We start from the raw sequence: 11,539 nt of genomic DNA, 5'->3' as shown, positions 1-11,539 counted from the left end.
GCAGCACCCATGACCATGCTGACCGCCATCGATCCCACCACCGGTTCCGTGGTGCGCGAGGTGCCCGCTGCGACGCCTGCCGAGATCACCGCGATCATCGACCGCTCCCAGACCGCCTACACCTCCTGGAAGGACACCACCCTCGCCGAACGCGCCGAGGTGCTGCGGAGAGTCGCCACCTACCTGCGCGAGCACACCGACGAGCTCGCCCCGCTGATGACCGAGGAGATGGGCAAGCCGATCGGCGAGGCCAGGGGAGAGGTCGCGAAATCGGCGTGGGCCGCCGAGCACTACGCCGAGTTCGGCCCGGAGTACCTGGCCGAAGAGCACCTGGAGTCCGACGCGACCTCCTCCTACGTGCAGTACCTGCCGCTCGGCCCAGTGCTCGGGATCCTGCCCTGGAACGCCCCGTTCTGGGTGGCCTTCCGCTTCTGCGCCCCGGCGCTGATGGCCGGGAACACCGCCATCATGAAGCACGATCCGCATGTGCCGGGCTGTGCCGCTGCGCTCGAGGAGGTGTTCCGTGCCGCCGGCGCCCCCGACGGGGTCTTCCAGACCCTGCTGGCCACCACCGAGGACGTCGAGCAGGCGATCCGTGATCCCCGCGTCCAGGCGGTCTCCTTCACCGGCTCGGACCGGGCCGGGGCGAAGGTCGCGTCGATCGCCGCGAGCGAGATCAAGCCCGCAGTACTCGAGCTCGGCGGTTCCGATCCCTGCATCGTGCTGGCCGATGCGGACCTCGCCAAGGCGGCAGAGGTCTCAGCCCTCTCGCGGATCATCAACGCCGGCCAGTCCTGCATCGCCGCGAAGCGGGTGATCGTGGAACGCTCCGTGCACGACGAGTTCGTCGAGCTGCTCACCGCCCAGCTGCGGGACCTGGTGGTCGGTGATCCCCGGGACGAGGCGACGAAGGTGGGACCCATCGCCCGGGAGGAGCTGCGAGAGAACCTCCACCGGCAGGTCACCGAGAGCGTCGCGGCCGGCGCAATCCTCGTGCTCGGCGGAGAGATGCCCGAGGGGGAGGGCTTCTTCTACCCGGTGACTCTGCTGACCGGTGTTGCGCCGGGGATGGCGGCCTGCACCGAGGAGACCTTCGGGCCGATCGCTGTGGTGATGGCGGCGGAGGACGCGGAGCACGCCCTCACTCTGGCCAACGACACCCCCTACGGTCTCGGCGCCGCGATCTGGACCGAGACCGAGCGCGGGGTCGCGATGGCACGCCGCATCGACGCCGGTCAGGTCTCGGTCAACGGGATCGTGAAATCTGATCCGCGGCTGCCCTCCGGCGGGATCAAGCGCTCCGGCTACGGCCGTGAGCTGGGCCCGCACGGCATCCGCGAGTTCACCAATGCCCAGCAGGTCTGGGTGGGGCCCGTGAAGGGTTGACGAGCCCGTGCCTGGAGGGGCTGGGCACGCGGAGAGGTGCAGAACGCAGAACACCCTCCCACCAGCAGGTGGGAGGGTGTTCCATCTCGGTCGGGCTGACAGGATTTGAACCTGCGACCCCTTGACCCCCAGGTAGACGGTTCAGCCCAGATCCTTGATTTTCCGGGCTTTTCTGCCCCTCAGAAGGTCCCTTTTCACGTCATGGATTGCATGATTTGCATGCGTCAGGTCCCGGCCAGGTCCCGGCTCTTGGTAGCCACCGGCAGATCCGTCAGGGGTTTATGTGGCTCTTCGCGGTTGGTGGTGAAGGAGAGCGTCGCGTCGCTGGCGTAGAACGGCCCGTGGTCCTGCTGTGATGGGTGTTGTCTAGACATCCACATTCCAGAGGACCACGAGCCTGTGCACGAGAATACTGGTTCGCAGCGAGATGCTGCGAGCACGATCTTCAACCTGCCCGACTACCACGTCATCGACGCGATCGACCTGCCCGACGGAGGCCGTCGAGTGGTGATCGCCTCGACCGTCCCGCCCGGATGTCCGTCGTGCGGAGTGCTCGCGACCAAGGTCCACTCCCGCCGGTCCCAGCACGTCCGGGACGTCCCCGTGGCCGGGGCGATGGCGGTGGTGTGGGCCAAGCGACGCTGGTTCTGCCTCGAGCCGGCCTGCGCCCGGCGCACGTTCTGGGAAGCCACCGACCAGGTCCCGCACCGCGCGCGCTCAACGACCCGGCTGCGAAACCAGATCGTCTCCGCGGTGATCACCTCTGGCCGGGCAGCCTCGGAAGTCGCCCGGACCCATGGCGTCTCGTGGTGGCTGGTCCAGGCCGCGCTGGCGGCTGCCGCCGTGGTCCTGCCCACCGCCGAGGACGTGTCAGTGACGTGCCTGGGCATCGATGAGCACCGCTACCGGTCGGTGCGCTGGTTCCGCACCGACGACGGTGCCTGGAGACGGTTCGAGCCCTGGATGACGACCCTGGTCGACCTCTCCACCGGGCAGGTCCTCGGTATCGTCGACGGCCGGGACTCCACCGCCGTCGGCGACTGGCTCGCCCAGCGCTCCGAGCTCTGGCGGGAGCGGATCGAGATCGTCGCCATCGATCCCTCGGCCGCGTTCCGCAAAGCACTGCGGACCTACCTGCCCCGCGCTGCGGTCTCGGTCGACAAGTTCCACCTCGTCAAGCTCGGAAACGACATGGTCACCACCGTCCGTCAACGCCTAGCCCGCACCCATCGCGGTCGTCGCGGCCGCAAGGACGACCCGGCCTGGGCCCACCGGATGCTTTTGCTACGCGGCGCTGACACCCTCACTCCACGGGCCTGGGAGCGGTTGGAGACGGTGTTCCGCACCGATGACCCCACCGACGAGCTCTCCGCCGCCTGGGGCATCAAGGAGCAGCTCCGCCGCCTATTGGCGACCGACACCCTGGCTCAGGCCTGGGAGGAACGGATGCGGATGGGCTACTTCGTGCAGATCGCGAATATGCCCGAGGCGACCAAGCTCTACGACACGGTCGTGACCTGGTGGGACGCGATCGAGGTCCTCATCGTCACCGGCGCGACCACCGCTCGAGTCGAGGCCGCGAATACCGGCATCAAGAACATCAAACGCACTGGCCGCGGCTTCCGCAACGCCGAGAACTACCGGATGCGTATCCTGCTGACCAGCGCCGCGAGAACCGTAGCGTGAATACCCGCTACAGCAGGATCATTCACCACGAACCGCGAAGAGCCGGTTTAGGCCGCCAGGATGACGGTCGGGTTCATGATGGTCTCGTATTCGATGGGGGTCAATCGGCCCAGGCGGGCCTGACGCCGGCGGCGGTGGTAGGTCCGTTCGATCCAGGTAATGATCGCGATCCGGAGTTCCTCACGGGTGCGCCAACGGCGCCGGTCCAGGACGTTCTTCTGGAGTAGCGCGAAGAAGGATTCCATCGCCGCGTTATCACCGGCAGCACCGACTTGGCCCATGGATCCGATGAGGTGATGCTGGTTCAGGGCGTGGACGAACTTCCGGGATCGAAACTGCGACCCGCGGTCTGAGTTAAACCGAGTTCGGCTTAACTCGGATTATGCCGAGGTTTGTGTTAAGCCGAGGAGCTCGGTGTCTGGCGTGGTTGGAGCGGGGGTCGCTGCTGGTTCCTCGGCTTACCGATGCGGCGCTATCGGAGGTTGTAGAGGGCATTGAGCGTGTCCTCGGTGAGTCTTTCAGCAGCCGGAGTGCTGGTCATCGGAGTGGCGGCGTCAATGGCATCGCGCATCATGTCCAGGGTCGCGAAGGCGTAGAACGCCGAGGTGGTGGAGGCGTTCTCGTGGCCGAGCAGCCGCATGATGATCGGCAGTGGAATGCCTTGTGTGTAGAGGTCCATGGCCTTGGTCTTGCGAAGCATGTGGCAGTGGATGCGCTCCGGCACCGAGGGACAGTCCGCGGTCGCGATCGCGGCGGCCTTTTTCAGAACCGCGGCGACCGTGTCGGAGGAGATACTGGTCGGTTCTCCGCGGTGCAGGCTGTAGAACACCGGCCTGGTTGCGGGCGGCGTGGCCGGGCCGGGGTGGAACTCAGCGAGGTAGACGCGCAGGTGCTCGATCGTTCTCTCGGTGAGCGGCACGATGCGGGTCTTGTGGCGTTTTCCGGTCAGTGTGACGCGTCCGGGCGCGGTCAGGGATAGGTCCTGCAGGGTCAGGTTGGTGATCTCGCCGACGCGGGCAGCGGTGTCATAAAGGAGGATGAGCAGCATCCGGTTCCGGCGCGATTTCGCCGTCTGGCCGGTGAAGGCGGCGAGCACGGCTCGCAGCTCGTCGTCGGTGAGGTATTCGATGGGTGCTCGGGGCGCGGTCGGGGCTTTGAGCGTCTTCGCCTGCTGGTGAAGCGCGACGAGGGTGAGGTCCTCACTCGCGGCGTAGGCCAGGAACGCTTTGATGGCGCTGAGCCGGAGCGTGATGGTCCTCGCCGCATACTGTCGGTCCGCCCGCATCCAGGCCAGCCACGCTTTCAGGTGGGGCCGGTCGAAGTGGTCGAACGTCATATCTGCGCGGTCGAGGTGCTCGTGGTCGGCAAGGAAGGTCAGTAAGCACTCCAGGCTGATCCGGTAAGCCTCGATCGTCTTCGGCGACAGCCCGCGAACGGTGGGCATGTAGGCGTGGAAGAAGTCTCGGGCCAGGACCCAGAAGTCCGGGGCTCCGGTTTTCGGGTCGCGTCTCATTCGAATCCAACCTCCGGCAGCAGCGACTGGCTCTCGCGAGCGATGGTGGCGTAGGCGTCCAGGAAGTCAGGAGAGGTGTGGACGTAGTAGTAGGTCGACTCGAAGGTCGCGTGGCCCATGTAGCGGGAGAGGTAGGGCAGCATCGCGGTCACGTCAGTGCCCTCGCCCATCCAGCGTTCGAGGTTGGCGTAGGCGAAGTGGTGCCGGAAGTCGTAAGGTCGCGGCTGTCTGCCGGCCGTGGGGCGAGGCAGGCCGGCCTGGTCCCAGATGCGACGGAAGATCACACCGACCGCTGCCGCAGTCACCGGGGTCCCGGCGGCCGAAACGAAGAACGTCTGATGCGCCCCGAAGCGGGCTTGGGATCTCTGGTCGCAGACGGCCAGGATTTCGACGATCTGATCGGTCAGGGGCAGACGGCGGCTGCGCCGGGCTTTGGCCCCCACGATGTCGAGGTGCCCGTCGTCGAGGTCGACCTGCGCGGCCAACAGAGCGCGAGCTTCGCCGGTTCGTAGCCCGCAGGAGTGCATCAGCGTGAAGAACGCGATCGCCTGCCACCGCCACGGTGACTGCGCGTCAAGCTGGGCCGCGGCGGTGAAGAAACGCTCGATCTCGTCCCGGTTGAGCAGGTAGGGGGTGACCCGGATGAACGGGGCCTTCCATTGGTCAGAGAGCACGTAGGCGCTCGTGTGCCCCTGGGTCTGGAGCCATCGTCCGACGTCGCGGATGTAGGACATCCACGACCGGTACCGGCCAGAGCGCGCCAGCTGGGCGGTCACCCATCCTTCGACGGTGTCCCGATCGAAGACGCGCAGGTCGTGGCGGGTGCAGTAAGCGTCGAACTGTTTCAGATACCAGATCCGGGAGACGCCGTAGAAGCCCATGCTCTCCTTGAATGCGAGATAAGCCGTCAGATCGGTGGCGAACACGCTGGTGAAACCGTGGGCGTTCATGACCGGGCTCCCGCCGGCACCGGCAACACGCACTGCAGGAGACGCTGGTCATCGACGCTCATATACACGTTGGTCGACTCCTGGCTGGCGTGTCCGAGCACCGCCGAGATCGTCGGCAGCGGCACGGCAGCACGCAGCATGCGAGAGGCCGCGTTGTGCCGCAGGCGCCGCGTCCCGGCCTTCACTCCGATCACGCCGGCAGTCCGGAACGTTCTGGCCGTCACCTTGTATATCGAGGCGTGATCGACGAACGGGATGAACGGTGCCACCGAGCGGAGAAAAACGTGGTCGTCCTCGCCGGCGGGACGCTCCTCGAGCACGTAGCTTGCCAGCGCTACCGCCAGAAGACCGGGCAGCGGCAGCGTCACCGGGTTCTTCGTCTTCTGCTGGACGATCCCGATCGTCTGGGAGCGCCAGTCGATGTCTGCCAACCGCAGTGCGATGATGTCGCAGGCCCGTAGCCCGGTCAGCAACGCCAGCAATGTGATCGCAGCATCCCGAGCGGAGACCATGCCGGTTGCACACGCCTCGACGACCCGCTGTTCATCGGCGTCCTCGAGGACAGGCAGGATCGTCTGCGAACGTTTCACCCCGGCCAGGTTGACGGCATCGACCAGTTCGCGGCGGCCGGTGAACTTCAGGAACGGGCGGAAGTTCGACACCACCCAGAACAAGGACGACTTCGCCCACCTGGTCAGCAACGATTCGAGGAACGCGAGGATGCTGGCCGCATCAGTCTCCTCGAGGCTGTCGATCCCGCGATCCTCGAGGAACACGAGATAGCTGCGGGCCACCCGGCCGTAGGCAGCGCGCGTGGCCGGTGCCAGCCCACGGTCGGCCATGTCCGCTTCCCAAGCAGCATCCAGTGCTACGAACTCGTCCGAAGCAGGCCACGGCCCACCGCCGCCACGCCGACGGACCGCGAGATCGACCCGACCGGTGCGCAGGTAGGAGTCGAACACGGTAACGATCCGGCCGTAATCGAAGCGGCGCTGTGCGCTGAACCCACCGGTGCGCGGGCTCGTAGTCATCGCTGCGAACTCGGCACCCAACGCGGGCGAGTAGACGCCGCCACGGTCGGCAGCGAACCTGGTCAGCGCGCTGATCGACTTCTGATAGTTCCTGATGGTTGATTCCATGTAGTCGGCCGTGCGCAGCGCTGCAACAGTGACCGCGCCGATCTGTATGACCGTCGTATCCATGACCGCGTCCCTTCCCTAGACGGATGGATACGACGGACACTAGACACTGACTGCAGGAACGTTAAGCCGAGGAACCAACAGCGATCTCCGCTCCAACCACGCCAGACACCGAGCTCCTCGGCTTAACACAAACCTCGGCATAATCTGAGTGAACAATGCAGCCAGCAACGTCGCCGCGCCGGGTTGCCGCGTTGGCCAGGGCGTTCACCGCCAAGCGGGCCTTCATCCGGTCACTCATGGAGTAGCCGACGATCCGGCCGGAGAAGGCGTCCTTGATCGCGCAGAGGTAGAGCTTGCCCTCATCAGTCCAGTGCTCGGTGATGTCGGTCAGCCACAGCTCGTTGACGTCATCGGCAGTGAAGTCCCTCTGGACGAGGTCATCGTGGACAGGCGGTCCCGGACGTTTCCCGTTCTTGGCGCGCTTCTTCCCGAAAACGGACCACCACTGGTTGTCGTGGCAGATCCGCCACGCGGTCCGCTCGCACATGACCTCACCAGCCTCAGCGGCTTCGCCGGCGAGGAACCGGTACCCGAACTCCGGGTCGTCGCGGTGAGCGTCCAATAGCGCGTTGGCTCGATAGGCCTCGACCAGCTCGGCCTCGGTGACCTGCTGTTTCCGCCAGCGGTAGTAGGGCTGGCGAGAGAGCTTCAGGACCCGCAAGGACACCGCAACGGGGATCCCGTCGGCGGCGAGCTCGCTCACGAGCGGGTAGAGGATTTTCCCGGCAGATTCGCCTGGGACAGGTATGCAGCAGCACGACGCAGGACCTCGTTCTCCTGCTCCAGCAGCCGGTTCCGGCGGCGTAGCTCGCGTAGTTCCGTTGAGTCCTCACGGGTCTTCCCGGGGCGATTGCCGTCGTCGATGTCTGCTTGGCGGATCCATTTGTGGAGCGTCATCTCGTGGACGCCGAAGTCCTTCGCGATCTGCGCGATGGTGACGCCGTCCTCGCGGGACCGGGCGACTCGCACGACGTCCTCGCGGAACTCCTGGGGGTAGGGAGCGGGCATGGTGCACATCCTTCCAGGCCGCCCAGTGGGCAAGCCAGATCAGATGTCACCTAACGGTGCGGCAGTCCCCAAGGGAGAAGACACAGGAGGGCAGATGACCAGAGCCATCCAGAAGCGGACGCCACTGCCCACGCCGGTCAGGCTCGAGGACGCCCAGAACGTAGGCACTCTCCTCGCGGCCAGTCGCTCCGCCGAGACCAGACGCTCCTACGCCTCCGCGATGCGCACCTTCACGGCCTGGTGCCAGGAGCGCGGCTACCCAGGTCTGCCCACGGGCCCGGAGGTCGTCGCGTCCTACATCGCGCACCGGTCCACGTACGTCGCACACTCGACGATCTCCCGTGACGTCGCCGCGATCGCCGCCGCGCACCTGGACGGAGGCCTCGATGACCCCACCGCCCACCACGGAGTCCGCCAGGCACTCCGCTCCGCCGGCAGGACGCTCGGGACCGCACCCTCCCGTCGAGCATCACCTCTGACGACCACCCTGATGCGTCAGATCATCGACGCGATGGACGACCTTGAGACCGCGACCGGCAAGCGCGACCGCGCAATCCTCCTCCTCGGACTTGCCGCCGCCCAGCGCAGAAGCGAGATCGCGGCACTCACCACGAACGACATCGCCCGCCAGGATGCCGGCCTGCTGCTGCGCATACGCCGCTCCAAGACCGACCAGACCGGGAGAGGAGACCTCATCGGCATCCCCCTCGGCGCCCACCCCGAGACCTGCCCGGTGCTCGCACTCGAGGCGTGGCTCGAAGCCAGCGGCAGACGCCTCGGAGATGGAACCCCCGTGTTCTCCCGGATCTACAACCACTCCCGGATCGCCAACGCTGCATTGTCGGACCGCTCGATCGCCGGCATCATCCAGGCCCGCGCCGCAGCCGCCGGCACCAGCGGGAAGGACTACGCCCACACCGCAGGAGTCGCCCAGACCTGGGTCTCCGGGCACTCACTGCGTGCCGGACACGCGACATCCGCCGCAGAGGAGGGCGTCGACCCGATGGCGATCTCCCGCACCACCAGACACCGTCGACTGGACTCCCTCGCACGGTACGTGCGCCCCGCCAGCGCCTTCGAAGACTCAACAGCGGGCAAGATCGGCCTGTAGGTGCGCAGCCGTTCGAGCTGACAGAGGGAACGCAAGCCCCCGGATCTCTTCACGACTTGACGAGGCACCTTACCGCGTCAGAGGCCTCACTTAGCTTGATCTCGGCCTCGTCTCCTCCTTCGCGGGCGGCATCGAGTACGCAGTGGTGGAGGTGGTCGCCGAGTAGGCCCAGCGCAACGTTCTCCAGCGCGCTGTCCAGGGCAGAGATCTGGGTGAGGATGTCGATGCAGTAGACGTCTTCGTCGATCATTCGGGAGATCCCCCGCGCTTGACCTTCGATGCGCTTGAGACGATTGAGATAGCGGGGCTTGTCCTGGATATATCCGTGAGGCCCGCTGTGACAGGCATGGCCCTCCGCGGTTTTGGGGACTGTGTTCATGAGTGATTCCGCTCGGTGAGACTGGGTCCGCGGCGAGCGCGGACGGCGGCGACGGTCGCCTCCGGGCGAAGGTCGAGGCGTCGCAGGAGCTGGGCGTTCAGGGCGACCACGATGGTGGACAGGGACATCAGGATCGCTCCGACGGACATCGGCAGCACGAACCCGATGGGGGCGAGGATGCCCGCCGCGAGCGGCACGGAGATCAGGTTGTAGCCGGCAGCCCACCAGAGGTTCTGCTTCATCTTCCGGTAGGCGCCGCGGGAGAGCTCGATGACCGAGAGCACGGAGCGTGGATCGGAGCTGGCCAGCACGACCCCAGCGGAGGCGATCGCGACATCGGTGCCGGCACCGATGGCGATGCCGACATCGGCCTGAGCAAGGGCAGGGGCATCGTTGACGCCGTCGCCGACCATCGCGACCTTCATGCCCTCCTTCTGGAGCTGGGCGACCTTCGAGGACTTGTCCTCGGGCCGCACCCCGGCGAAGACACGGTCGATACCGAGCTCCTTGCCGACGCTGTTCGCCACCGCCTCGGCGTCACCGGTGATCATGACGACCTCAACCCCCAAGCTGTGCAGGGCATCGATGGCGTCGCGAGATTCGGGGCGCACCTCGTCGTGGAGCTTGAGGCCGCCGATCACCTCGCCGTCGCGGAGGACGTGGAGGATGATCGCGCCCTCCTGGCGCCAGGCCTCAGCCTCGTCGACTTCACTCACTCCGGTCTCCTCGAGCAGTCGGGGACCGCCCACGCGGATCTCGTGCCCGTCCACCTGGGCACTCACGCCCAGCGCAGGGGTGGAGCTGATGTCGGAGCCCGCAGGGATCTGCGCTCCTTCGGCCTGAGCCCTGGCGACGATGGCGCGGGCGAGCGGATGCTCGCTCTCCGCCTCGGCGGCAGCTGCCAGGGCCAGCACCTCGCTCTCGTCCGCACCGCGGGTGATGATCTCGGCGAGAACGGGCTCACCCTTGGTGAGAGTGCCGGTCTTGTCGAACAGGACGGCGTCGACCATGCGCATGGCCTCCAGGGCAAGGCGATCCTTGACCAGAACTCCGCCACGAGCAGCACGCTCGGTGGCGATCGAGACCACCAACGGAATCGCGAGCCCCAGAGCGTGGGGGCAGGCGATCACGAGCACCGTCACCGTGCGCACCACGGCGGCATCGGGCATGCCGAGCAGAGACCAGGTGATCGCGGTGATCACGGCAGCGCCGAGAGCGAACCAGAAAAGCCACGCCGCAGCGGTATCTGCGATGCGCTGCGCCCGGGACGAGGAGTTCTGCGCCTCGGTCACCAGGCGCTGAATGCCGGCGAGGGCGGTCTCGTCACCTGTGGCGGTGACCTCGATGCGGAGGCTCGAATCGGTGGCGACGGTTCCCGCCACGACGGAGTCACCGGTAGAGCGCGTCACGGGACGGGACTCGCCGGTGACCATGGACTCGTCCACGTCGGCGCGACCCTCGCGGATCGTACCGTCGGCCGGGACGCTCGCCCCCGGGCGCACCAGGACCAGGTCCCCGTGCTGCAATTCGGTCGGCGAGACCCTCACGAGCTCGTCGCCGTCGATGCGCTCTGCCATATCGGGCAGCAGCGCGGCCAGGGAGTCGAGTGCGGACGTGGTCTGGGCGAGGGAGCGCATCTCGACCCAGTGGCCGAGCAGCATGATCACGATCAGCAGGGCGAGCTCCCACCAGAATTCCAGCTGGTGGTCGAGAATCCCGAGGGTGGCTCCCCAGGAGGCGATGAACGCGACCGTGATCGCGAGCCCGATCAGCAGCATCATCCCGGGCTGACGGGAACGGATCTCGGAGACGGCGCCGGTGAGGAACGGACGGCCACCCCAGACGTACATGACGGTGCCGAAGAGCGGGGCGATCCATAGGGAACCGGGGAAGTCGGGAACGCTGTACCCGAGCAGCATCGCGAACATCGGTGAGAACAGGACGACCGGAATCGCGATGATCAAGTTGATCCAGAACAGCCGCCGGAACTGTGCGACGTGGTCGCCATGGCCTGCGTGCCCACCGTGCCCGGCGGCGTGGCCCTCGTGTCCCGAATGGTCTCCGTGAGTTCCGTGGTCGTGATGCGCGTCGGGAGCGTCGTGCTCAGCACTGCCGGAGTGGGCGTCCTGAGGCGTGGGGGAAGGATGAGCGTGCTGCATGCCGGGTCCTCCGTGGTCTCGACCGTGTGTCTGGTTGCCAGCGTTCATGCGTCCGACCATATACCCCTAGGGGGTATATGTCGAGGGGTCGGAATCCGCTGTGACCATCGGCGTGATCGAGGCGCGGAGGGGTGGCATGACATCC

General features: G+C 66.6%; 10 protein-coding genes and 1 pseudogene. 3 read left to right on the top strand and 8 right to left on the bottom strand.

Going from position 1 to position 11,539, the window contains the following annotated elements:
* Positions 1-9 precede the first annotated feature (9 nt).
* On the top strand, positions 10-1,386 hold the full coding sequence (locus ACT3UF_RS19300) for an NAD-dependent succinate-semialdehyde dehydrogenase (protein ID WP_441444023.1): 1,377 nt from the start codon (positions 10-12) through the stop codon (positions 1,384-1,386).
* Positions 1,387-1,785: 399 nt separating this feature from the next.
* Positions 1,786-3,072 (top strand): ISL3 family transposase, encoded by a 1,287-nt coding sequence (locus ACT3UF_RS19295; RefSeq protein ID WP_444608143.1) that lies wholly within the window; start codon positions 1,786-1,788, stop codon positions 3,070-3,072.
* Between the two features lie 47 nt (positions 3,073-3,119).
* Here the strand turns inward: ACT3UF_RS19295 and ACT3UF_RS19290 are convergent.
* The 6 genes and pseudogenes from ACT3UF_RS19290 to ACT3UF_RS19265 form a co-directional block, all read right to left on the bottom strand.
* A pseudogene (locus ACT3UF_RS19290) lies at positions 3,120-3,437 on the bottom strand (IS3 family transposase); the annotation flags it as partial.
* A gap of 107 nt (positions 3,438-3,544) precedes the next feature.
* Complete coding sequence (locus ACT3UF_RS19285; RefSeq protein WP_441458544.1) at positions 3,545-4,585, bottom strand: tyrosine-type recombinase/integrase; 1,041 nt, start codon at positions 4,583-4,585, stop codon at positions 3,545-3,547.
* Complete coding sequence (locus ACT3UF_RS19280) at positions 4,582-5,535, bottom strand: tyrosine-type recombinase/integrase (protein WP_444608088.1); 954 nt, start codon at positions 5,533-5,535, stop codon at positions 4,582-4,584. Before ACT3UF_RS19280 ends, ACT3UF_RS19285 begins: the two co-directional genes overlap by 4 nt.
* Positions 5,532-6,737 (bottom strand): tyrosine-type recombinase/integrase, encoded by a 1,206-nt coding sequence (locus ACT3UF_RS19275; protein ID WP_441458546.1) that lies wholly within the window; start codon positions 6,735-6,737, stop codon positions 5,532-5,534. The genes ACT3UF_RS19280 and ACT3UF_RS19275 overlap by 4 nt, the downstream gene beginning before the upstream one ends.
* 61 nt (positions 6,738-6,798) lie before the next feature.
* The gene (locus ACT3UF_RS19270) at positions 6,799-7,440 is read right to left on the bottom strand and encodes a DDE-type integrase/transposase/recombinase (protein WP_444608461.1); all 642 of its coding nucleotides are present in this window, start codon (positions 7,438-7,440) and stop codon (positions 6,799-6,801) included.
* Entirely contained in the window at positions 7,437-7,745 is a 309-nt protein-coding gene (locus ACT3UF_RS19265) for a transposase (protein ID WP_444502819.1), read from the bottom strand. Before ACT3UF_RS19265 ends, ACT3UF_RS19270 begins: the two co-directional genes overlap by 4 nt.
* A gap of 94 nt (positions 7,746-7,839) precedes the next feature.
* On the opposite strand from ACT3UF_RS19265, the gene ACT3UF_RS19260 reads away from it, so the two are divergent.
* The gene (locus ACT3UF_RS19260) at positions 7,840-8,856 is read left to right on the top strand and encodes a tyrosine-type recombinase/integrase (protein WP_442332566.1); all 1,017 of its coding nucleotides are present in this window, start codon (positions 7,840-7,842) and stop codon (positions 8,854-8,856) included.
* Positions 8,857-8,905: 49 nt separating this feature from the next.
* Here ACT3UF_RS19260 and ACT3UF_RS19255 read toward each other — a convergent pair whose 3' ends face one another.
* Positions 8,906-9,235 carry a metal-sensitive transcriptional regulator gene (locus ACT3UF_RS19255; RefSeq protein WP_299303340.1) on the bottom strand — a complete coding sequence of 110 codons (330 nt, stop codon included), beginning with the start codon at positions 9,233-9,235 and terminating at the stop codon, positions 8,906-8,908.
* On the bottom strand, positions 9,232-11,394 hold the full coding sequence (locus tag ACT3UF_RS19250) for a heavy metal translocating P-type ATPase (protein ID WP_442332565.1): 2,163 nt from the start codon (positions 11,392-11,394) through the stop codon (positions 9,232-9,234). The genes ACT3UF_RS19255 and ACT3UF_RS19250 overlap by 4 nt, the downstream gene beginning before the upstream one ends.
* Positions 11,395-11,539 lie beyond the last annotated feature (145 nt).

This window comes from Brachybacterium sp. AOP24-D1-21, from assembly GCF_052378665.1.
GTDB lineage: Bacteria > Actinomycetota > Actinomycetes > Actinomycetales > Dermabacteraceae > Brachybacterium.
This window is presented reverse-complemented; position numbering and strand designations above follow the sequence as displayed.